Source organism: Desulfosporosinus nitroreducens, assembly GCF_023897015.1.
GTDB classification, from domain to species: domain Bacteria; phylum Bacillota; class Desulfitobacteriia; order Desulfitobacteriales; family Desulfitobacteriaceae; genus Desulfosporosinus; species Desulfosporosinus nitroreducens.
On the sequence record NZ_JAMHFY010000017.1, the window covers coordinates 95,833 to 117,372 of the forward strand.

Sequence of the window (21,540 nt, forward strand, 5' to 3'; positions counted from 1 at the left end):
GGGTCTACACTGAATTTGCAGATCAATCAAGTATTAATGGAGGTATGCACTATGCAGAATTTTGAGATCACTCCTATCGGCAAAATCAATCTAAACGACGACGGAATGTTCATTGAGCTTGAGCCGAGGTATATCCCGGCGTTACAAGGATTAGACGGATTTAGCCATATCAATGTTATCTGGTGGTTCAGTGACTTTGATAATGAAGAAACGAGAAACATACTTGAAACGCACCAACCCTATAAAAACGCTCCGCCTGTAATGGGGATTTTTGCCACGAGGTCACCAATTCGTCCAAACCCCCTGGGTTTAACTACGGCGCAGGTTATTGGCATTGACTACGCAAAAGGCATTCTGCAAATTGCCTATATTGACGCTAATAATGGAACACCGGTACTTGACATAAAGCCGTATACCCCGAGCCTTGACAGGGCGGAAACCCCGAGTGTACCCCAATGGTGCAGCCATTGGCCTAAAAGTTTAGATGAATCGGAAGATTTTAATTGGGAAAATGAATTTAATTTTTAAAATCAAACAGATGTCACCTGACAATAAAGTGTGGCATCTGTTTGATTTCTATCCATTGCAATGCCCGGAAGAAAGGATTATATTTCTAAGATAAGGTGAGGTTTAAGACCATGACTGGGAGATGAATTAATGTTTAAGATTTTGGTCGTCGAAGATGACGTAAATTCGCAGAAGCTGATCTGCGCTGTCCTGAAGCGGGGAGGGTACAATGCTTATGGGGCAAACCGGTGCTGCGTATTAACTTCACTTGCTTGGTTATAAGATCAATAACGGAGCTATTTCTTGGGAAATGATGGATTCCTGCTTATATGATTAACTTAGTTAAAAAAGAGGTGATTCCAATGAAGACACTATTTGACCAAACGACCATAAAGCACCTAGACCTTTCCAACCGTTTTATAAGATCCGCAACTTGGGAAGGGCTGGCAAGTACTGATGGAGGCGTTACTACCGAATTAATTGAGGCAATGGTAGAACTAGCCAAGGGTGGTGTAGGGCTAATCATTACTGGTCATTCCTATGTTCGTAGAGATGGACAAGCGGGCCCAAATCAATTGGGCATATATAGCGACAGTCTTATTCCCGGCCTCAAAGAAATGACAAAAGGCGGTTCATGCTGCAGGCGGCAGAATTATTATGCAGTTAGCCCATGCAGGAAGATTTGCTTCGCAGCAATTAACCGGGCAGACAGCCTTGGCTGTTTCCCTTGTGAAAGATTTGCCTAATACATCCGTCAGGGAAATGACGATTGAGGACATCCGGGAGCTGGCTGAGGCTTATGCTGAAGCTGCTGAAAGGGCTAAAGCTAAGGTTTTGCTTTTGTTCTTTAATGCTCAAGACAATGAAAGCCTGAACTATCGCACAGCTTTAGAGGAAATAAACCAGAAAGATAGTCTGGATTGCAAAATCGTCAGTGTCGATACGGCAACGAAAAAAAATCTTGCTGAGAAATACGCCGTGAGGAGCATTCCCACGGTCCTGGTGCTGGATAAGGGGAAGGAGATCAAGCGTCTTAAGGGCTTAGAGGTTTTGACTTCGACTGAATGGAAAACAATTCTGACAAATTAGTAACTACACCAAACTTGGGGCAAAAATGGGCTTGGTTTTAAGCAATGGACGACGGATTCTCTGCTTAAATTAATCGATTCGGGAAGATTACTTGATTGAATGGTTAAGATTTAACCTATTCCGGAATGTGTATATAGTAGTTATTGGTATATGATTATTAAATAAATTAGGGAGATATCCTATAAACAGCCTGTCCGAGAAAAGAATGCGCATTCGTTTCTCGGACAGGCTGTTTATAGGATATTACCTTATGCACATAAGTACTGAGATGGACATGTATCACCATTTGGGATAGGAGTTAAAGTTCAATGTTATTGGTAAAAGAAGGATTTAGGTAGCTTTATGGAGAAAACTGTTGTATATGAAATGGCATTCATGCTATGCAAGTGGCCCGCCATCCTTGGCGGGGTTTGGGATGCGTTATAGTTTATTCTATTGTCAATGAAAATGACAAAGGGAGTGATTATTTGAGTAGATTTACGTTTATTGCATCTGATTATGAATTACGGGAAATTGATTTGTCCGGTATTATCAAAGGGACGGTTAAGGAATTAAGGGAGATGAATCTTAATCCTCGACCGGAATTGTCCTTTAATCTAGATAAACTTCGTGATGATGTTAAAGCAAACTGGGAGTTACATTGCAGTCATGCGAGGAACATGACTGCAATGTGTTGATAAAAACGTTAGGGGACTAACATGTAAACAATTTGTTTAAACCTATAAATAGCTTTCAAGTGGAAACGAGGGAATCGTTATGGTAATATATAGAAAAATGAAGGGAGAGGATCAGGTTATGTCTTTACCAGAAGAGAACAAAAAACATACCTATTCTGATTACTTAACATGGCCTGAAAACGAAAGATGGGAGATAATTGATGGTGTACCTTATTTGCAGTCTGCACCTAAATGGCAACATCAGAGCATATCTGGCGAGCTATACAGACAAATATCCAACTATTTAATTGATAAACCTTGCAGAGTGTTCGCATCTCCTTTTGACTTATGTCTGGTTGAATATGAAGAAAGCGATGATGACATCTTAAATATTGTACAACCGGATATTGTAATAGTGTGTGATGAAACTAAACTAAGGAAAACCGGATATTTCGGAGTACCTGCTCTAATCATTGAAATATCTTCACCATCAACGACTAGACAGGACAGGGTAATAAAGTTTAATAAGTATGAAAAAGTTGGTGTAAAGGAGTACTGGATCGTAGAACCAGACGGTAAATATATAAGCGTATTTACTTTACAAGAAAATAAACGATACGGTCGCCCAGAAGCGTACACGGAGAAGGATAAAGCGAAAATGTCTGTTTTCTCAGATTTCACGGTAGATTTAAAACCTGTGTTTGAAGGTATTTGAAGCTAGACAACATGGATACCCCTGTTTCAGCAAAATTCAAGGGATATTATGGGGAGTTGGAAAACAATTAACCAGCTCTGTCACCATGCCAGTCCTACTTTGAAAGGTGTCTTTCAAAGTGGGACTGGCATTTCTTATTGACAATAAAGGAAATATCTGCTAGCATACAAACTGTATTAACTGTACTATATCATATATAACAGTTTGGAGGTAACTATGTTTCAATTGGATTATATGGATCATAGCCCTTTGTACGAACAGATTAAGGAGAAGATTAAAGCACTCATCATTAGCGGAGTACTGAAACCTAATGAGAAAGTTCCCTCTGTTCGTGAATTGGCCCAGTCCCTCACCATTAACCCCAATACCATTCATAAGGCTTACAAGGAACTTGAGCTGGAGGGATACATATATTCCGTCCGAGCCAAAGGAAGTTTTGTGACGCCCATAAACAATAAAATCAATCAAGCAAGAAAAGACGACTTGCTGCTGGAGATGGAGAAACTGGTTTCAGAGCTGGCCTACATGAATATTCCCAAGGAGCAGCTCATTTCCAGAATTGAGGAACTATATGGAAGAGGGAGGCAGAGGAACAATGATTGAGGCCCAAAAACTAACGAAATCCTTTGGCAACTATAAAGTTCTCGAGGATCTGAATTTAAAGGTCAAAAAGGCCTCCGTTTATGGCCTGCTAGGGCCAAATGGGGCCGGAAAGACCACTCTGATTAAGCATTTAACAGGATTATACCGCCAGGATCAAGGCATAGTGACCATTGATGATCAACCGGTCTACGAAAATTCTCAGGTAAAAGGTCAAATGATTTACATTCCCGACGATTTGTACTTCTTTTCTCAAGCGAGCATTGAGGAAACTGCAAAGTTTTACGCCAAAATATATCCCGACTGGAATTGGAACCGGTATGAGCAATTAAAGCAGGTATTTCCCATCGACAGCAAGAGAAGAGTAGTCAAACTGTCCAAGGGAATGCAAAAACAGGTAGCCTTCTGGTTGGGGATTTCCTCCATGCCTAAGGTCATGATCCTGGATGAACCCGTCGATGGCCTGGATCCTGTCATGCGCAAAAAGGTCTGGAGCCTCATCCTCCAGGATGTAGCGGAAAGGCAGGTATCTGTCCTGGTATCATCCCATAATCTGAGGGAACTGGAAGATGTCTGCGATCATATCGGGATACTTCACAAGGGGAAGATCGTTGTGGAGAGGGAACTGGACGATATGAAATCCGATGTTCACAAGTTTCAGCTGGGCTTTGCCGGTGACATTCCGGAAGGGTTCCTGGTAGGTCCGGAGGTTCTGCACAGAACCCAGACGGGAAGCATACTGCTGCTGATTGCCAGAGGGGATAAGAATGAATTGCTGCAAAGGATGAAATCAGCCAATCCGGTTATTTTGGATGTCCTGCCTCTGACACTTGAAGAGATATTTATCTATGAATTAGGGGGGATGGGTTATGACATTCAAAACATCATTATTTAATAAGGCCTTGATCTTAAGCAATTTGAAACGTTATTGGTGGGTAAGCGCTCTCTATACTCTGGCTCTTATGGCCTATATTCCCTTCAGTCACCTTATGAAAGCCATGGGAATGGAGGTCCAGAACATTACCTGGATCCAAGACACTATCGACAGAATGCTGAGTTTTTCACAGGATGACGTTCAAGCTATTCTAATCTGTACTGTACCGGTTCTTATGGCAGTATTGATATTCCGGTACTTACAGGTAGATAAGTCAGCCGTTATGATGCACAGCCTGCCTATTAAAAGGAGCTCACATTATGCCAGCCATTGCTTGGCTGGGTTTGTTCTTTTAATAATTCCCGCCCTCTTAAATTCTCTGATTATGATATTATTAGACTATTTTACGGTCCTGGGAAGCTTTTATACTCTGCCTAAGATTTTCACCTGGCTTGGACTTAATATCTTTTTCTGTCTGTTCTTTTATAGTATTGCCGTATTGGTCGGGATGTTTACCGGATCTTCCGTAGCCCAAATCGTATTTACTTATATCATCCAAATACTGCCTATAGGAATTTATGTTTTGCTTAAATTCAGCCTTGAGCAATTGTTGTTTGGCTTCGGTGAAGCCCCTTACTCACTGTTTATCGAGGATAATTATCCCTTATTTTTGTTATTCAATAGTGCCTTCCTGAGAAACCCGCATATGGTGGGCTGGTTACTTGCTTACATCCTGACAGCCGCCGCCTTTTTAATCCTGGGCTGGTTTGTCTATAAACATAGGAGGCTGGAAACGGCCGGCGACATTATTGCCTTTCCGGCCTTATATCCGGCATTTAAATACGGGATGACCTTCTGTTTAATGCTGGTTGGAGGAACCTATTTTTGCGGTGCTTCCAGACAATCCCTTCCCATGCTGATCCTGGGTTATGTTATTGCTTCGGCTCTGGGCTACTTTGTTGCGGAAGTTTTGATCCATAAGTCCTTCAGGGTTTTGCACCTCTATAAAGGTTATCTCTATTACGCCCTTGTCATTGTCATACTTTTAGGAGGCCTGTCCCTGGATGTTTCGGGCTTTGTTAAACAAGTTCCCAGCCCTGAGGAAGTAGAAAAGGTTTATTTCGGCTATAACTATAACGATTGGTTTTATTTTGAAAAAGAAAAGAATCCCGAATTTCTGGAGTCCAGATACCAGGATAGTGGGTACTTCGAAGATAACCCGCCTATCCTGCTGGAAAGTCAGGAGAATATTGCAGGAGTGATTGAGCTTCAGAAGCATTTGATCAAGGAAAGAAAGAGGGAGGCTGGTTCATCCCGTTATATCATTTACACCCTGAAAAATGGAGATTATATCCTTCGCCAATACAATATTAATGAAGCTGATCAGAGTGATGCCGCTTTCCTCAAGCCCATTTATGAATCCTTGGAGTACAAAAAATTAAAATTTCCGGCAATGCGTCTGGTGCCGGAGGACATAAAATTGATGTCTGTCGAAGATGACCGCAGCGGCAAACGGCCGGTGAATCTCACAGGAACTAAGGACATCCGGGAATTAACGGAACTTTTGAAAAACGAAACAATTAAGATGTCCTATGAGGATATGACCTCAAGCAGAGATTCTTATATGCGGGTATCCGTATTGGAAAACAATAAGCGTAATGAACAAAACATCCTGGTTCAAAGCAGTTTTACCTCACTGCTTAATTGGCTTAAGGATAAGGGCTACTATGATCAATTTGCCCTGCATTTGGAGGACATCGAATCCGTTGAACTGGAAAAAGCTGAGGACAGAGCATACTTCGACAATGCAGCAACTCCCAGCCCGGTAACCATCAATGAGCGGGAAGTGATTGAGGAATTATTAAATATAGATCCCAGTACAAACTACATCAGCAATGATGTCATCGCACGCTTTAACGTCCGGAATCATGTCTGGTCAAAACGGGTCAGTCTTGAGGCAGGGGTTTCGGCAAAATTAAAGGGATATTTCGCAGAGTTGGAGGAAGACAATTAATCAGCGCTGCGACCGCCACGCCGGTTGGACTTTGAAAGGCGCCTTTCAAAGTCCAACCGGCGTGGCATTATTTATTGGGGTTGGGAGGAATGAGCTAATGATGTAGGCCAAACGACATTTCAGACTTCAAAATGGATATATATTCCTCTTTCGGCTTCTCAGCAGTGTTCAGATCTCGCCCGATAATACAGAGCATATCCCCTTTAGCCGCTCAATGCCTTCCAGAGATGATGTTTATAAGGTTACAGTCAAATGGAATAACAAGCAGGAGACTTTTGAGTTAAAAGCTTCTGAATAACAAATGCTCAGGTTGATTAAAGCATCACGTAATATCCACGCAATCACGCCAAATTTAGTTGAATAACGATTTTTTCCGGAATCACCAACAGCTTAAATGAGGTAGTTAAAATTCGGCGGATTTGAGGTCTCACTAATCTAGATTAGTCACCTCAAATCCGCCGAATTTTTAAATTGGAGGCTGTAAGTTTAAATTGCCTACGTCTACCTCGGATGAGTATTATTCATGAACAGCCTTACCGTTTCTGAATTTCCTATTGGGGAATGAAGCGCCGGCTATCTCATTTTCCGGTATAGCATCTTCAATTTCCTTAATAGTATCTTCCTTTTCGTTGAAAGCTAGACATTCCAAGCTGAGGGACTGAGTTCTAAGTTTCCATATAAATCCTTAAGCTCAGGTTCGTTCTTGACTTGAGGTAAGCAGGCTTAATCGTTTATTAACCTGATCTAGTAGACAGGGGATGTTTATAATGGGCTGAACATATCGATTATGACTAAAACGATCGAGCTTATGAACTGTAACAAATTTGAACTTTCTAAGGCTTGAATCCTCAATCATTCTTAGGAAATTAAAAAAGTAGGGTGTTATCGACAAACGGTAAATGTATTAAGAATCAGTAAAAGGAATCGGAGATGTGTATACCCGGTATCATTCTTAGGTATTTGACAGATAGTCGGTTCGTTACTTATAATGGGGCTCTTGAATATCGAGTAATATGTGACGGGAGAAGGGAAATAATGACATGCTAAATGGTTATCTATTAATTATTTTCGCTGCTATAGGCTATGGGGCTTTGCCCATATTCGTAAAATGGGGGTATAACCTGGGTTTAACCATGGATCTCATGTTATTCTCACGATTTTTCATAGCCAGTAGCTTAATGGTTTTTATCCGGTTGGTCAGTAGAAAAAAGGGCTTCAAGATATCGAAATCTTGTCTTTTTCTATTAACCCTCCAGGGATTACTGTTTTTTGGCTGCTCATATTCCTACTTTCTATCCATTAAGTATATGTCTGCCACCATTACTAATATATTGCTTTATACCTATCCTCTAATGGTTGTACTTATGTCCGCCTTGATTTTTAAAGAGAAAATATCCCTTGTTAAGGGAGTAACTTTGCTTATTGCCTTTTTCGGTTGCTTGCTGGTTGTAGATGTTGTAAATATGTCAGGGCAAAAAATCAGCATGCCGGGCTTTTTTTATGGTGTTTTATCTGCCCTATTTTATGCCCTATACAATATCCTTGGACAGTATCTTTCCGAAAAGTCGGATCCATTTACCGTATCCGCTTCTACTAGCATCATTTGTTTGTTCGCTACTATTGCCATTTATCCCTCGACCAATGTCTTTTTGGGTCACACCCAGTTGACCCTGTGGATCGTGGGCCTTGGAACTGCCATATTATGTACGGTTATCCCTCTTTTTTGTTATCAAAAAGGGCTATCTCTTTTAGGAGCCAGCCGAGCTTCTATCTTAAGTACCATGGAACCTGCAATAACGATCGTATTGGCAGGTTTCATTCTAGGAGAAACGCTGACAAGCAGCCAACTGCTTGGAGGATTGCTTATTATATCCGGAGTTTTGCTACTTAAATTAGATAAATTGGAACGACCCTATCCTTTCAAAAGTCATTTGAGCCATAAAGCGTAAATTTTTCTGCCGTGCGCCACGCATGGCGATTAACTAGACGGTGAAAGTCCGTTATGGGGGTATGTTACGACTGTAGTTTCAAAAGCGAATGGTTCGCCTCTACAAAATAAGTACTCAATAATTGATACAATCAATGAACATATCAGAGCATCGTTTAGGACGGTGCTTTTTCTTCTTTCGAACCCTTTTCTTTATAAGATGCACCCCTCTTAGGGACAATTTCTACCCTTCGTTAAAAAGTATAGGAATCGTTAAAATATACCCCATAGAATGGACAGCAGACTGGTAAAAGAAGGATTTAGGTAGCTTTATGGAGAAAAAGGTAGGAGTTTCACTATTTGCACCGGGGCATAGTGGAAACTTTTACTTATATTTCTAGATGGCATTCATGCAAGGCAAGTGGCTATTGTCAATCGAAATGACAAAGGGAGTGATTATTTGAGTAGATTTACTTTTATTGCGTCTGATTATGAATTACCGGAAATTGATTTGTCCGGTATTATTAAGGGGACAGTTAAGGAATTAAGGGAAATGAATCTTAATCCTCGACCGAAATTGTCCTTTAATCTTGATAAACTTCGCGATGATGTTAAAGCAATCTTTATTCCTGATGGTGTTGATACTGGTGGATTAAAAATATCAAGATGTACCAATCCGCCATATGGAATAGAAGAATATATTAAGAAAAGATACATTTATTGGCTTGGTGGGAGCTTTGGTATTAACTGGACAAACCAACTTCAAGAGTATTTAAAAACTAACATCCAAGAGGGTAAGCCTATTGAGCTCTGGTCAATTTGGTTCGGGTGGAATGAATTTGAGGAAATGTTATATAAAAAAATAGAGCTATCCAAAATAAATAGCTGTAATTTTGAGTTATTAGATCAGAGGGATAGTTGCTTTATTATTGAGTGATTTTCATTCAATACATAATTTAGCATAGGAAAGCATTATTTGAAGCCATATTTCGTAGGTATCACTAGGTCATGTTAGGAGGGTTTTTGGTGGATTACAAGCCAGAAGTCAGCAATAGATTCGCTTATTGCGCAATGTTAATTATATTATTTCCATTATTTTTATTATTTGAACCAAAGTACCAGCATTCCATTCTAATCTTGCCAGTTATAGTCACTGGTAATGAGTATGCTTACGCATTTCCGAGACTAGCTATGAAATTATACGAAAAAATACTTTTCAAATCATTACTAGAAAGATTTCACGTAGCAATCCAGATATTAATACTAATCAGCATTGGTTTGACTGAAGTGTATACTTTAAAAACAACTAAACTAATGCCATTTTTTTTATTCGCACTTGTTTATCTATTGTGGTGTTCTTTTCTCCAGAAACAATCTCTAATAGTGGGAAGTAAAAGTATAGCAATTGGACAAAGATTTTTCTCCTACGACTCAATATCTTCATTAAGTTTTAATAAGGAAGGACTTGTTATAGAAGTTAAAGACAAATCATTTACAGTCTATAATTGGGCACTTGGTAAAAGGCGAGACAATTTAGAAATAATAGTAAAGGAAATGAGTGAAGCAGTTAAGGCATAATGAGTAAGATATTGCTTTTTAATACGTAGTCGGCACGGTCTAGAGATAGAAGCTCCTTTTAGACATAATAAAAAGCACCCAAAATTGAGTGCTTGTATGCTATAATTTATTTGTAACAGAAAAGGCTTGCAGGGCGGTCGGCATTCCTCCGAAGGGAGGTGATGCCATGGAAGTATACCAGACTTTGATGCTGATGATTTCATTTGCAACATTGGTAGTGTTAATACTTTCATTCCATAAACGGAAATAGACCGCCTCTGCCCAAGGATTCGGTCTATTCCGCACTCTTTGACGCCGTCCGCTCTTTAAGTGGCTGTTACATTGGAGTCATGCGCTAACATGACTCCTCTTTGATTATAGTATACCACAGTTGATTTAAAATATCACTCTTGGATAGTGTTAGACATATATTTATGAATTTAAAGCTAGATCATTGGCATAAGATATTTTATAGGTTTTTTCATAGTGCCTGCTACTTTATCCTCCACGCTTTTGGGATTAGAATATAACAGTTATTTATAAAACTGTTTTTAAGTATTGTGATATTAACTAACTGTTCTTACAAAAATTTGACCAAATGCAAATCAGGCGCGGAGACCATAGAAAGTCCGGAGCCAATTCCTGATGCGAAATGAGCGGCCTGTTCAATCGTACACGTCTACGATTGGACAGGCCGCTCATTCCATTCAACAGGTGACTTGAGAATTCCTTCCATACTGCTCGACAATGAAATCCATAAAGTACCGGCTGGCAATGGGCAATACCTTCTTGTTTTTAAAGGCCAGGGAGATGGTGCGGACAATGGGCGGGGACAGCTCCAAGGTTGCGATATGATAAGGGGATCTGCTGATAATTAATTTCGGCAGAATAGAAATTCCCAAGCCTCTTTCAATCATGGACATAATCGTATAGTCGTCATGAACACGGTATTGGATGTTGGGGTGGAGATTTTCCCGTTTGAAAAACTCCAAGGGCACGCTTAATTGACCTTCATCCAAGAGGATAAAGGCTTCATTGACCAGGTCCTGAAGTAAAGTTTTCTTTTTGCGCGTTAAGGGGTGGTTTTTGGGCACGACCACCATCATTTCGTCTTGTTGGAGGGGGATTGTCTTGAGTTCGGATACAGCTTGAGCGTCGGGATTGACAAAGCCGAAATCCACGCTTCCTTCTTTAATCAACTGGGCAATGCTGGTGTACTCTCCCTGGTGAAGCTCAAAGCATACCGAAGGGTACCTGGCTTTAAAATCCCTGATCAAATCAGGCAGCCAATTGCTTGAGACACTGGAAAAGGTGCCAATGCGAATAATCCCTTTTTGCAGTCCTTGCATTTCCCGGTGTTTTTCCTCAAGCTCCCGGTGGGAATTATGGACCGCTTTAATGTAGGGCAAGAATTCCTCCGCATCAGGCGTCAGGGCGATCCCTTTGCGCGAACGCAAAAAGAGTATAGTGGAGAGTTCCCCCTCCAGGGCGCGGACCATCTGGCTGATAGCGGATTGGGTGTAACCGAGTTCTTCAGCGGCTTTGGTAAAACTTCCTGTTTCAATGATTTTTATAAAAGCTTTATAGCGGTTCATTGTTTACCTCAAATACATTAGAAAATCTTATATATACATTATGGAAATTCGTTTTACTTATGTCAAGAGGGGAGAGTATGATGAAACAAATATGTTGATAGATTAGAGGTAAGTTTCAATGAGCAATAAGATTATTCCCTGGAAAAACGGGATCAAAGACGGTATCCCCATCGCTCTCGGCTACTTCGCGGTTTCTTTTACTTTTGGCATTGTGGCGAATAAAGCCGGGATGACGCCCTTTCAGGCCGTCTTCATGTCCGCAGCCAACCTGACATCAGCCGGACAATTCGGAGCACTGGCTTTAATCGGGACTTCCGCGACTTATCTGGAAATGGCCCTGACCCAACTGGTTATTAATTTAAGATATTGTCTGATGTCCTGTTCATTATCGCAAAAATTCGAGGCAGGAGCAGGCTGGCCTCATCGCTTTCTGGTGGCCTTCGGCGTTACGGATGAAATATTCGGGGTATCTGTTTGCAAAGAAGGTAAACTGAACCCTTTCTACAATTACGGTTTGATGAGCGTCAGTATACCCGGCTGGATGCTGGGTACATTTTGCGGTGTTGTTTCAGGGGAGATTTTGCCCGCAAGGATCATCAGCGCCTTAAGTGTTGCCCTGTACGGGATGTTTATCGCGGTGATTGTCCCGCCGGCCAAGGGAAACAAGTTGTTGACGGGAATCATTTCGTCCTCTATGCTGCTGAGTTTGTTATTTGCCCAAATACCCATCCTCAGTCAAATCTCGCAAGGATTCAAAATTATTATTTTAACGGTAGTGATAGCAGGAATTGCTGCTATCCTGTTTCCGGTGAAGGAGGCTGCCCATGAGAGGTAATACCTATCTCTATATTCTGGTCATGGCAGGCGTTACATATATGATCAGACTCATTCCCTTGATTTTCATGCGTAAGGAAATCAGGAATGTTTATCTCAAATCCTTTCTATATTATGTTCCCTATGTCACCCTGGCGGTGATGACCTTTCCCGCGATCTTAAGCGCGACGGCAAGCCTATGGTCCGCCCTGGCAGGGTTCAGTGTGGCTTTAATCCTGGCCTATCGCGGCGGCAGTCTGTTCAAGGTTTCCATACTGGCCTGTCTATCAGTCTTTATTATTGAGTTGATGGTTTAAAGCTGTCTATTGCTTCCGGTAAGCTCTCATTAATATCTTCGTGGAAACTTCATGTTCTAAGAAAAATCGTGCAAAAACCGCGCTATCCTGGTGGGGACGAACGAATTAGATGTTGCTTCGCAGTCGCTGGATAAAGTGAAATGTATCAGAAAAGAGCTAAATAGTTTGGGAAGAAATTTTTAACAAACGTAGCAGCTACTCTAACGTTTCCAAAAGGTTACAAAATTAGCTTCTAATCTGTTATCCATATGTCGGATATGTTAAACTATTTAAAAGGTATATATTAACAGGGAGCGATTTTATGCCAATTCCGGAATCAAAGGATAAATATACTTATGCTGATTACCTAACCTGGCCGGAAGGTGAACGTTGGGAAATCATCGATGGTGTACCTTATATGCAAGCAGCCTCTTCCTGGCAATACCAAGCTATATCCGGCAATACTTTCGGCCAATTCTATTGACGGGAAACCCGTAACCATACCGTTCCCCAGGAAACTGAAAACTTCGATAATAAAATCAGATAGTACAAATAACACGAAAGAAAGAGAGGATGATATGTATTGGAAAATAATCATAGAGAGTTAATAACTAGTGCAAAAGACTTGCTTATTAATGCTTACAAATATTCAGAAGAACAAGTAATCGTTGATTATCCAGTTCTTCTGAAAGATGGAAGTACATTTAAAGCGGATTTAGTCTTAATCAAAGAGCGAACAACAGTTCCTTATGTGATAGTTTTCGTAACAAGTGATGCCATTCCCGTTGAACAAGTGAAGATGATTTTGTCGCAGTCCAGTCTCCAGTATGGGGTTGTTTATCGGATTAAAGGGGATGCTTATTCTGAGTTTTGGGGTATTGAGAAGAAAGCGAACGTTTTCACTGGAAAACTCGAATTTGAAAATATCCCTGATTACCCTAACCCACACAAATTTGCGAATGTCAATTTTATTGTTGATGCTATTCAGTCAATAATGTGTTTAATGACAAAGACCTTTTAATGAGCCCAAAGCACTTGGGATGATGAATAAAATGAAAGAAACTACTGTTAATTTAATTAGCTCTCTTGTTGCAGTGTTATGTTTAAGTAGCAGTGTTTTTGTATATGCAGGCCACGCAGTCCTGGTGCTGACGAAAGAATTAGATGTTTCTTCGCAGTGTTTGGAATTTTAATACTGATGAGCAGATGATATATAATGAAATTGCTCATTCCTATTTATTTGAGGGATTAAGCATAGATTTGAAAATCTCTTTACTTAATTTATTGCACATTTTTGGTTCTTAGATAATTGAACCTTATGTTAGTTTCAAGCAACTAAAAAACCTTGCAGCTTATGCAGTCGCAAGGTTTTTTAGTTACAAGAGAAAAAATTTAACGGATTTTTTGCATATGATCAGATGAACTTTTTTATTATCCGGGCCGGGGGTGGTGACAATCAGCTCTGTCGCCATGCCGGTCCCAAAATCGAATACGCATTCGATTTTGGGACCGGCATTTTAGATAGGGGATGGGTTCCCCTTAGGGAGGAAAAAGTTTTCGGTTTAAGCCATACTGCGCCCTATAGGCATTTTAATAGTAACGATGATTTGATCCATGGCTATTGGAAGCCCACCATAAGTTCAACTAATACCGTGAGGAAGCAGTTAATAAATATCCAAAAGACAATAAAAGCCAGCTTAAAGGCGCCTTTTGCATAGTTTTTGAAATATTTGGTGATTGATGGAAGGTAAAGCGAGAAGTATCAGAACTAGGAGCTATGTTGGAATTCCAGCTTATGAATTCTTAAGATTTTCTTATCTCGGTATCTGGAGTTTTACTGTGACATACATGTCCAAGCCCGGCACCGCCTGTATTGGTAGAACGGGATGTTCAAGCCGAAAAAATTCTCAAATGCTGTGAGTGAGAATGGCTGCCAAGGCCTAGTCAGGTTCAAATGTCAATCTTTTTTAGTCCAAATTGAAAGACGCCTTTCAATTTGGACTGGCATTTTTTTAAAGGCCGGGGTGATCAGCGGAGAACGTGGGCAAGGGAGCATAGGTAGGGACCAGATGGACTTTTTAGAAGGCGTTCAGCCTTACCGTAAGTTTTACGGTATCAATTGGGAATATTTTCGTGTCTCTCTGGGGTGGACATTTTATAAAAAAAATGGTATTTTTAATGTGAATTATCTTAATATTTGGACTTAATGTCTCTCCAGCGAGGACATTTGGTTTTAAGAAAGAGAGGTGCATGAGCAAAGATTAGAAATAGTTTAGACATTATACGGAGATTTATTATGGGAAAAATTAATTCGAATAAATTCTAAGAAATAAACAAAAGGGTGTGTCGAGATTGGATAAAAAAGAAATGTTTGCCTTAGTCAAGAGCAAAGCTGAGAAAGGATTATGGATGGAAAAGGTCCCCGTACCGGAAATTGGACATAACGATGTTTTAGTAAAAATAAATAAAACATCCATTTGCGGTACAGATGTCCACATATATAATTGGGATACCTGGTCCCAAAAGACGATACCTATACCATTAATTATTGGACATGAATTTGTAGGGGAGATTGCAGAAATTGGGAATAATGTCAGGGGCCTTAAGATTGGGGAGCGGGTATCCGGTGAAGGTCATTTAGTTTGCGGAGTTTGCCGTAATTGTCTGGCAGGCAAAAGGCATTTGTGTAAAGACACAAAAGGTGTGGGAGTTAACCGCAATGGTGCTTTCGCGGAATATTTAGCAATACCTGCCACAAATGTTTGGCGATGCAGTCCAGATATTGAGGATGATATACTTTCATGTTTTGACCCCCTGGGAAATGCAGTGCATACGGCCCTATCATTTGATTTAATCGGGGAAGATGTTTTGATCACGGGCGCAGGTCCCATAGGTATTATGGCTGCAGCTATTTGTAAGCATGTTGGTGCCCGGCACGTTGTCGTGACTGATATTAATGAATTTCGGTTACAATTAGCAAAAAAAATGGGTGCTACTATGGTGGTAAATACCAAAGAACAAAAATTATCAGAAGTTATACAGCAATTAGGGATGAAAGAAGGGTTTGATGTTGGGTTAGAGATGTCCGGAAATCCTCAGGCTTTTTCGGAAATGGTAAATAATATGTATCATGGAGGAAAAATTGCAATGCTGGGTATTCAACAACCAAACACAATTATAGATTGGGATAAAGTTGTTTTTGGCTGTTTAACTATTAAAGGAATTTATGGGCGCGAAATGTTTGAGACCTGGTATAAAATGACAACCATGTTGCAAAGCGGTTTGGATATTTCCGGTGTTATAACCCATAGATTTGATATTCGAGATTATGAAAAAGGATTTGAAGCAATGAACTCTGGAATGTCGGGTAAGATTGTTTTGGATTGGTCTAAAATCTAAGTTGCTGGAGGAAAATCATGAAAACAGCTATTAAGTATATAAAGCAAGAAATTGAAAATATAAAAGAAACAGGTACCTACAAGGAAGAAAGGATCATTACCACACCACAAAGCAGCAGAATAGATACTCAAGACGAAAAACAAGTACTTAATATGTGTGCTAATAATTATTTGGGATTATCTAACAATCCAGACTTAATCGCTGCGGCAAAAGAGGGATTAGATAAGTGGGGTTTTGGTCTTTCTTCCGTTCGTTTTATCTGCGGGACTCAAGAAGCACATAAAACATTAGAGAGAGCGGTTAGCGATTTCTTGGGGATGGAGGACACCATTTTATATTCCTCTTGTTTTGATGCAAACGGTGGCTTATTTGAAACTTTATTAGGAGAAGACGATGCTGTTATCAGCGATGAACTAAACCATGCCAGCATTATCGATGGAGTTCGTTTATCCAAAGCAAAGCGTTTGAGATACAAGAATAATGACATGGCAGATTTGAGGGCCAAGCTAAACGAGGCGGGTAATGCCAAGATTAAACTGATAGCTACAGATGGTGTCTTCTCTATGGATGGATATATTGCTAATTTATCCGGTATTTGTGATTTAGCTGAGGAATATGATGCGTTGGTTATGGTTGATGATAGTCATGCTGTTGGATTTATGGGAGAAAAGGGAAGGGGGTCACACGAGTATTGCGGAGTGATGGGCCGTGTGGATATTATTACTGGCACCTTAGGTAAAGCTTTGGGGGGTGCGTCCGGAGGATATACCAGTGGTAAAAAGGAAATAATCCAACTTCTTCGGCAGAGAAGCAGACCTTATCTTTTTTCAAATACTTTGGCACCTTCCATTGTAGCCGCAGCCATTAAGACACTGGATATGTTAAACGGTTCTACTGTATATCGGGATAAAGTACATGAAAATGCACATTATTTTAGAGAACAAATTGCCAAGATTGGTTTAGATGTGCAGCCAGGGACTCACCCTATTGTTCCTGTTATGCTGTATGATGCTAAAAAGGCGACAGAATTTGCTAGACGAATGCTGGAAAAGGGAGTTTATGTAATAGCTTTTTCTTATCCCGTCGTGCCTCAGGGAAAGGCAAGAATCAGAATCCAGGTTTCGGCTGGCCATAGCAAAGAAGATTTGGACTTCGCGGTTACTTGTTTCAAGCAAGTCAAAGAAGAGATGGAACTCTAATCATGAATTAATTAGGGAGGAAAAGTGATTATGAAAAGTCTGATGAACAACTGGAATAAACTGAGCCTGGTAAAACAAATACTTATAGGATTGATTATCGGTATTATATTGGCAGTAGCGATTCCAGACACAGCAAAACCCATCGCAATTTTTGGTACTTTATTTGTAGGTGCTTTGAAAGCGATTGCACCTATATTGGTCTTCTTCTTGGTCATGTCGGCAATCTCTCAACACAAGAGTGGTCATCAAACCAATATGAAATCCATTATCGTCCTTTATCTTTTAGGAACATTCTTAGCTGGACTTGTAGCGGTTGTTGCAAGCTTCATATTCCCAATAACCTTAACATTTGCAGCGGGCGCTAATAATGTGACGCCCCCGGGAGGTGTCGTAGAGGTTCTCAAAGCATTACTGCTGAATGTTGTTGATAACCCTGTAAAAGCACTTTATAATGCCAACTATATCGGTATATTGTCTTGGGCAATACTTCTTGGCTTTGCTTTAAAAAATGCTCCTGAATCTACAAAAATGATGATTTCAAATTTTTCAGATGCAGTGACAAAAATGGTTAGATGGGTCATAAAATTAGCCCCATTGGGTATCATGGGTCTCGTATTTGATGCTATTGCTACAAATGGAATTGAGGCATTATTTAGTTACGTGCAATTACTTGTACTTCTGCTTGGTTGTATGTTTTTTATAGCTCTTGTTGTCAATCCAATCATTGTGTACGTGAATATTCGTAAAAACCCATACCCACTTGTGTTAAAGTGTTTAAGGGAAAGTGGTATTACAGCGTTCTTTACACGTAGCTCAGCTGCAAACATCCCTGTAAATATGACCTTGTGTGAAAATCTAGGTTTAGATAAGGATACGTATTCGGTATCCATTCCCTTAGGCGCTACAGTCAATATGGCAGGTGCTGCTGTTACCATTAGTGTTATGACCCTTGCGGCGGTTCACACTCTTGGCATTCAAGTGGATATGGCTACGGCCTTAATTCTTAGTGTGCTAGCGGCTGTAAGCGCTTGCGGTGCTTCAGGCGTAGCTGGCGGATCGCTATTACTAATTCCTCTAGCATGTAGCTTATTTGGAATCCCAAATGAGATTGCTATGCAGGTAGTTGGTGTAGGCTTTATCGTAGGTGTTTTACAAGATTCTTGCGAAACGGCTCTTAACTCATCCACTGACGTACTTTTCACTGCAACAGCTGAATTCGCTAAGATGCGTAAAGACGGAAAAGAAATCATTATTAAATCAACTTTCGCAGAGCAAAAATGAGTTTGTCCAGAACCCACTACAGATAGAAAAGAGGTGTCTTCTATATAAAAGATAGCTCAAAAAGCGATTTGGGTTAGCTGTTCCTATGTCAGTTTCAAGCAACAAAAATCCTTGCAGCTTATGCAGTTGCAAGGATTTTTAGTTACAGGACAAAACTAAGCGGTTTTTTGCATAGGATCAGATAACTTTTTTGTTATCCGGGCCGGGGGTGGTGACAATAACCTTTTCCGGGGTGATAATAAGGGCACCCTTGGCAGTCATAGCACCTTTGAACATGTCCGAGACAAGCTTTTTGAAAGTCTCCACAACAGGTCCTTCCGTCACGTACTCGGCCTTGCCTTTGACCTGATATCCTTCCATGGTCCCTCCATTGCAGGCAGAAACGGCTATCTTACCGTTCTCTTTAATGTTGGCAAGGGTTGTTTCCAAAAACACATCACCTACCACTAGTTTGCCGTCATCGGTAACATCCTTGAAAGCTACGGGTACGGCATTCGGCTCATCCGAATATGTACTTAAATACCACATCTGCTCTTTGAGAAGCTTCACTACATTTGCATTCATTTGAAGAACCCTCCTATTTGATTTGCTCTTTTTTATACTTTACTTAAGTATAGTCAAGCTGCAGCGTGATTTGAAGATACCCGCAAATTTATGAGTTACTCATAAATTTCATAGTTACTGGTATTTTCAAAGTATGCCTTTTATAATGACGGTACAGGAGGGGGTTCGGAATGTATAAACCCAAGTTAGAAAAAGATATTCGCTGCCCACTAGAATATGGCCTGGATATTTTCGGCGGAAAATGGAAATCCCGGATTATCTGTGTTCTGGCGAAGAAAGAGGTTCTGCGCTACAGCTCTCTGCGCAAGGAAATGACCAATATCACGGACGCGGTTTTAGCAACGACTTTGAAAGAGTTAATTGCCGATGGAATCGTGCAAAGACGGCAATTTGATGAAATTCCGCCGAGAGTGGAATATTGCCTGACGGATAAGGGAAGATCCGTTGTACCCATCCTGCAAAGCATCTGCAGATGGTCGGGGGCATACCACAGGGAGAACAGCGAGTATATCCTTTCCCAGTGTCAAAAATGTGATTACCAATGCGAAAACTCAAGTGATTGAAGTGGACTACGCGCAGAGGCAGAGTTAACATCCTCTTCCGAATATTCTTTGCGACACCATCACGAACTAAAGCTTATCCTAAATTGGCCCGCGCGGGCCAATTTAGGATAAGCCTTTTTATGAGGTTAATCACCTCCTCGCATAGAAGTTCTTTACATTCAGTTTAGCATAGCCGATCGCCGGATCCAAGCGAGAGAAATCAATACGTAAAGGAGCTTTACCAAATCGCCACGCACTGCGTGACAAATTGAGGTGAAACACCTAAGATTCGGATGTGAAAGTTACAAGAGAACGCTTGTTCCAGAGGCTTATATCAGATATAATATGGGCTGTGAAAGTTGAAGCAGCTTATTGAAATAGAAATGTTATAAGTTCTTACTTCTATAAGTAGTGAGGACTACACAGGTACGGGGGTGATGTGAGATGTCAAAGAAACCTGATAAGAAAACAGAAGCGGCTCTAATAAGAGCATTGGAAAATGCAAAGGCCTTTAGCCAACAACTGCAGGAAAACAGAGAGAAGCGGCTTTGGAAGAAGGTTGATGTTCCATGTAGCCTTTATGAGACCATTAACGGATTAACAAAAGTTGAAATGGATACAATCCGTAAAAACTATGATTTCAGAAATTTAAGCTCTCTCAGAAAGGCAGAGTTGGCATCGGAACTGGCAAAATTAATTCCTTTGAAGTTTAAGAAGGTCATCTATACATTAGATCAAAGCAGGTACGACTTTATTAAATTAATCATTAAGAATTCGGGAGTTATACCCGATATGGGTATTACTGTTTCGAATGCGGAAGCATTCATGGGATTTAGTATTATTTTCCCCGGATTATATGACGATCAAAAGGTATTATTTATGCCAAATGAACTGGTAAGCATTTTCTCTCAGATAGATAGCAGTGAGTTGCAAAACATTGTTCAACGCAATACCGAGTGGATACGCTTAACCCACGGATTGCTTCATTACTATGGTGTCATGGACGCATGGCCCGTTAAAGCGAAGATAAGCGAGCTTACAGGGCAGGAAGTTGACATTCTGGAATTTATGAATGTAATGTCCTTTGCCTGTGATTTCTATGGACAGGTTAGTTACACGTCATATGGATATCAGGATGACAGAGTTTTCGATGCAAAGAAAATTGTTGAAGAACACAGAATGAGACCGGGCGTTGATTATTATCCATTTACAAAAAAGCAGCTGTTAAAAGCCGGTGATCCGGATCATGTTGACAGAACACTGGAGATGAACAGCTTTATCAGTTTCCTTTTAAAGCATTACAGGCTGTCTGATCAGGAAACCAACGAAATTGCATTGCAGATAACCAATATGATCAATGCGGATTCCAAACCGACGCTGATTATTCAATACCTGCAGAGCCGGATAGAGTTTCCGTCGTTTGAATTTGTGCAGCAGTTAACAGCAAGAATAATGGAATTATATAACAATACTCGCCAGTGGGTGTTAAAGGGACATACTCCCAACGAGTTGTTCCAGGAAGAAAGAAAATACTTGAAGCCTTTGCCGGCTGAACCTTTTAAGATAAGTCAGCAAAATTCAAAAGTAATTGATCTGCAAACCCGCACCAAGGTCGGCCGAAATGATCCCTGCCCTTGCGGCAGCGGCAAGAAATATAAGAAGTGTTGCGAAAAATGAAGACAATAAATGGAATATACACCGACAAGAGCATTATGGGAATTGTTATTCCTGTCTAAATTCAAATTGTTATCCCGATATACAGATATGAAAGCCTTACATAAAATCATTGGGGTTTGCAACAAAGATAAATGTAGCAAACAGTAGCAGTTAGTTTTAAGCAACTAAAAAACCTTGCAGCTTATGCAGTCGCAAGGTTTTTTAGTTACAAGAGAAAAAATTTAACGGATTTTTT

At 40.5% G+C, this 21,540-nt stretch carries 23 protein-coding genes and 1 pseudogene; 22 read left to right on the top strand and 2 right to left on the bottom strand.

The genetic code is table 11. The annotated features are described in order from the left end of the window. Positions 1–51 precede the first annotated feature (51 nt). The 13 genes from M8E35_RS17605 (at position 52) to M8E35_RS26995 (ending at position 10,210) form a co-directional block, all read left to right on the top strand. The gene (locus tag M8E35_RS17605) at positions 52–528 is read left to right on the top strand and encodes an SAM-dependent methyltransferase (RefSeq protein WP_252470733.1); all 477 of its coding nucleotides are present in this window, start codon (positions 52–54) and stop codon (positions 526–528) included. A gap of 129 nt (positions 529–657) precedes the next feature. Beyond that, positions 658–789, top strand: a complete 132-nt coding sequence (locus tag M8E35_RS26565; RefSeq protein WP_289710897.1) for a response regulator — start codon at positions 658–660, stop codon at positions 787–789. An 80-nt stretch (positions 790–869) separates the two neighbouring features. After that, positions 870–1,253, top strand: a complete 384-nt coding sequence (locus M8E35_RS17610; RefSeq protein WP_252470735.1) for an oxidoreductase — start codon at positions 870–872, stop codon at positions 1,251–1,253. After that, positions 1,165–1,596, top strand: a complete 432-nt coding sequence (locus M8E35_RS17615) for a thioredoxin family protein (RefSeq protein WP_252470737.1) — start codon at positions 1,165–1,167, stop codon at positions 1,594–1,596. The genes M8E35_RS17610 and M8E35_RS17615 overlap by 89 nt, the downstream gene beginning before the upstream one ends. 467 nt (positions 1,597–2,063) lie before the next feature. Beyond that, a complete protein-coding gene (locus M8E35_RS17620) occupies positions 2,064–2,273 on the top strand; it encodes a hypothetical protein (protein WP_252470739.1) in 210 nt (69 codons plus the stop codon). Between the two features lie 118 nt (positions 2,274–2,391). After that, positions 2,392–2,967 carry a Uma2 family endonuclease gene (locus M8E35_RS17625; protein WP_252470773.1) on the top strand — a complete coding sequence of 192 codons (576 nt, stop codon included), beginning with the start codon at positions 2,392–2,394 and terminating at the stop codon, positions 2,965–2,967. 216 nt (positions 2,968–3,183) lie between these two features. Then, the gene (locus tag M8E35_RS17630) at positions 3,184–3,570 is read left to right on the top strand and encodes a GntR family transcriptional regulator (protein ID WP_252470741.1); all 387 of its coding nucleotides are present in this window, start codon (positions 3,184–3,186) and stop codon (positions 3,568–3,570) included. Next, complete coding sequence (locus tag M8E35_RS17635) at positions 3,563–4,462, top strand: ABC transporter ATP-binding protein (RefSeq protein WP_252470743.1); 900 nt, start codon at positions 3,563–3,565, stop codon at positions 4,460–4,462. Before M8E35_RS17630 ends, M8E35_RS17635 begins: the two co-directional genes overlap by 8 nt. After that, on the top strand, positions 4,437–6,455 hold the full coding sequence (locus tag M8E35_RS17640) for a DUF6449 domain-containing protein (protein WP_252470745.1): 2,019 nt from the start codon (positions 4,437–4,439) through the stop codon (positions 6,453–6,455). Before M8E35_RS17635 ends, M8E35_RS17640 begins: the two co-directional genes overlap by 26 nt. Before the next feature lie 1,040 nt (positions 6,456–7,495). After that, positions 7,496–8,404 (top strand): DMT family transporter, encoded by a 909-nt coding sequence (locus tag M8E35_RS17645; RefSeq protein WP_252470746.1) that lies wholly within the window; start codon positions 7,496–7,498, stop codon positions 8,402–8,404. Between the two features lie 438 nt (positions 8,405–8,842). Continuing rightward, positions 8,843–9,319: a hypothetical protein gene (locus M8E35_RS17650; protein WP_252470748.1), complete on the top strand. Its 477-nt coding sequence runs from the start codon at positions 8,843–8,845 to the stop codon at positions 9,317–9,319. Between the two features lie 89 nt (positions 9,320–9,408). Continuing rightward, on the top strand, positions 9,409–9,960 hold the full coding sequence (locus tag M8E35_RS17655; RefSeq protein ID WP_252470750.1) for a hypothetical protein: 552 nt from the start codon (positions 9,409–9,411) through the stop codon (positions 9,958–9,960). Positions 9,961–10,126: 166 nt separating this feature from the next. Further along, positions 10,127–10,210 (top strand): putative holin-like toxin, encoded by an 84-nt coding sequence (locus M8E35_RS26995; RefSeq protein WP_366557028.1) that lies wholly within the window; start codon positions 10,127–10,129, stop codon positions 10,208–10,210. Between the two features lie 436 nt (positions 10,211–10,646). Here M8E35_RS26995 and M8E35_RS17660 read toward each other — a convergent pair whose 3' ends face one another. Next, on the bottom strand, positions 10,647–11,534 hold the full coding sequence (locus M8E35_RS17660; RefSeq protein WP_252470752.1) for a LysR family transcriptional regulator: 888 nt from the start codon (positions 11,532–11,534) through the stop codon (positions 10,647–10,649). A gap of 118 nt (positions 11,535–11,652) precedes the next feature. On the opposite strand from M8E35_RS17660, the gene M8E35_RS17665 reads away from it, so the two are divergent. The 7 genes and pseudogenes from M8E35_RS17665 (at position 11,653) to sstT (ending at position 18,522) form a co-directional block, all read left to right on the top strand. Beyond that, on the top strand, positions 11,653–12,369 hold the full coding sequence (locus M8E35_RS17665) for an AzlC family ABC transporter permease (protein WP_252470754.1): 717 nt from the start codon (positions 11,653–11,655) through the stop codon (positions 12,367–12,369). Continuing rightward, on the top strand, positions 12,359–12,664 hold the full coding sequence (locus M8E35_RS17670) for an AzlD domain-containing protein (protein ID WP_252470756.1): 306 nt from the start codon (positions 12,359–12,361) through the stop codon (positions 12,662–12,664). The genes M8E35_RS17665 and M8E35_RS17670 overlap by 11 nt, the downstream gene beginning before the upstream one ends. Before the next feature lie 301 nt (positions 12,665–12,965). Next, a pseudogene (locus M8E35_RS17675) lies at positions 12,966–13,121 on the top strand (Uma2 family endonuclease); the annotation flags it as partial. A 105-nt stretch (positions 13,122–13,226) separates the two neighbouring features. Further along, positions 13,227–13,664 (top strand): type I restriction enzyme HsdR N-terminal domain-containing protein, encoded by a 438-nt coding sequence (locus M8E35_RS17680; RefSeq protein ID WP_252470758.1) that lies wholly within the window; start codon positions 13,227–13,229, stop codon positions 13,662–13,664. Between the two features lie 1,331 nt (positions 13,665–14,995). Next, a complete protein-coding gene (gene tdh, locus M8E35_RS17685; RefSeq protein ID WP_445012476.1) occupies positions 14,996–16,042 on the top strand; it encodes an L-threonine 3-dehydrogenase in 1,047 nt (348 codons plus the stop codon). Between the two features lie 17 nt (positions 16,043–16,059). Then, positions 16,060–17,241: a glycine C-acetyltransferase gene (locus M8E35_RS17690; protein WP_252470760.1), complete on the top strand. Its 1,182-nt coding sequence runs from the start codon at positions 16,060–16,062 to the stop codon at positions 17,239–17,241. 30 nt (positions 17,242–17,271) lie between these two features. Continuing rightward, on the top strand, positions 17,272–18,522 hold the full coding sequence (sstT, locus tag M8E35_RS17695) for a serine/threonine transporter SstT (RefSeq protein WP_252470762.1): 1,251 nt from the start codon (positions 17,272–17,274) through the stop codon (positions 18,520–18,522). 177 nt (positions 18,523–18,699) lie between these two features. On the opposite strand, the gene M8E35_RS17700 is transcribed toward sstT, so the two are convergent. Further along, positions 18,700–19,086, bottom strand: a complete 387-nt coding sequence (locus M8E35_RS17700) for a pyridoxamine 5'-phosphate oxidase family protein (protein WP_073031043.1) — start codon at positions 19,084–19,086, stop codon at positions 18,700–18,702. Positions 19,087–19,256: 170 nt separating this feature from the next. Between M8E35_RS17700 and M8E35_RS17705 the strand changes: the two genes are divergently transcribed. Together M8E35_RS17705 and M8E35_RS17710 are read left to right on the top strand one after the other, a co-directional pair. Then, the gene (locus tag M8E35_RS17705) at positions 19,257–19,649 is read left to right on the top strand and encodes a winged helix-turn-helix transcriptional regulator (RefSeq protein ID WP_252470765.1); all 393 of its coding nucleotides are present in this window, start codon (positions 19,257–19,259) and stop codon (positions 19,647–19,649) included. Between the two features lie 423 nt (positions 19,650–20,072). Next, positions 20,073–21,305 carry an SEC-C metal-binding domain-containing protein gene (locus M8E35_RS17710; RefSeq protein WP_252470767.1) on the top strand — a complete coding sequence of 411 codons (1,233 nt, stop codon included), beginning with the start codon at positions 20,073–20,075 and terminating at the stop codon, positions 21,303–21,305. Positions 21,306–21,540: the final 235 nt, after the last annotated feature.

What these genes read in the sequence shown, in the direction of transcription:
- M8E35_RS17605 (WP_252470733.1), top strand. Translation starts at nt 52, where the DNA reads ATGCAGAATTTTGAGATCACTCCTATCGGCAAAATCAATCTAAACGAC.
- M8E35_RS26565 (WP_289710897.1), top strand. Translation starts at nt 658, where the DNA reads ATGTTTAAGATTTTGGTCGTCGAAGATGACGTAAATTCGCAGAAGCTG.
- M8E35_RS17610 (WP_252470735.1), top strand. Translation starts at nt 870, where the DNA reads ATGAAGACACTATTTGACCAAACGACCATAAAGCACCTAGACCTTTCC.
- M8E35_RS17615 (WP_252470737.1), top strand. Translation starts at nt 1,165, where the DNA reads ATGCAGTTAGCCCATGCAGGAAGATTTGCTTCGCAGCAATTAACCGGG.
- M8E35_RS17625 (WP_252470773.1), top strand. Translation starts at nt 2,392, where the DNA reads ATGTCTTTACCAGAAGAGAACAAAAAACATACCTATTCTGATTACTTA.
- M8E35_RS17630 (WP_252470741.1), top strand. Translation starts at nt 3,184, where the DNA reads ATGTTTCAATTGGATTATATGGATCATAGCCCTTTGTACGAACAGATT.
- M8E35_RS17635 (WP_252470743.1), top strand. Translation starts at nt 3,563, where the DNA reads ATGATTGAGGCCCAAAAACTAACGAAATCCTTTGGCAACTATAAAGTT.
- M8E35_RS17640 (WP_252470745.1), top strand. Translation starts at nt 4,437, where the DNA reads ATGACATTCAAAACATCATTATTTAATAAGGCCTTGATCTTAAGCAAT.
- M8E35_RS17645 (WP_252470746.1), top strand. Translation starts at nt 7,496, where the DNA reads ATGCTAAATGGTTATCTATTAATTATTTTCGCTGCTATAGGCTATGGG.
- M8E35_RS26995 (WP_366557028.1), top strand. Translation starts at nt 10,127, where the DNA reads ATGGAAGTATACCAGACTTTGATGCTGATGATTTCATTTGCAACATTG.
- M8E35_RS17660 (WP_252470752.1), bottom strand. Translation starts at nt 11,534, where the DNA reads ATGAACCGCTATAAAGCTTTTATAAAAATCATTGAAACAGGAAGTTTT.
- M8E35_RS17665 (WP_252470754.1), top strand. Translation starts at nt 11,653, where the DNA reads ATGAGCAATAAGATTATTCCCTGGAAAAACGGGATCAAAGACGGTATC.
- M8E35_RS17670 (WP_252470756.1), top strand. Translation starts at nt 12,359, where the DNA reads ATGAGAGGTAATACCTATCTCTATATTCTGGTCATGGCAGGCGTTACA.
- M8E35_RS17690 (WP_252470760.1), top strand. Translation starts at nt 16,060, where the DNA reads ATGAAAACAGCTATTAAGTATATAAAGCAAGAAATTGAAAATATAAAA.
- sstT (WP_252470762.1), top strand. Translation starts at nt 17,272, where the DNA reads ATGAAAAGTCTGATGAACAACTGGAATAAACTGAGCCTGGTAAAACAA.
- M8E35_RS17700 (WP_073031043.1), bottom strand. Translation starts at nt 19,086, where the DNA reads ATGAATGCAAATGTAGTGAAGCTTCTCAAAGAGCAGATGTGGTATTTA.
- M8E35_RS17705 (WP_252470765.1), top strand. Translation starts at nt 19,257, where the DNA reads ATGTATAAACCCAAGTTAGAAAAAGATATTCGCTGCCCACTAGAATAT.
- M8E35_RS17710 (WP_252470767.1), top strand. Translation starts at nt 20,073, where the DNA reads ATGTCAAAGAAACCTGATAAGAAAACAGAAGCGGCTCTAATAAGAGCA.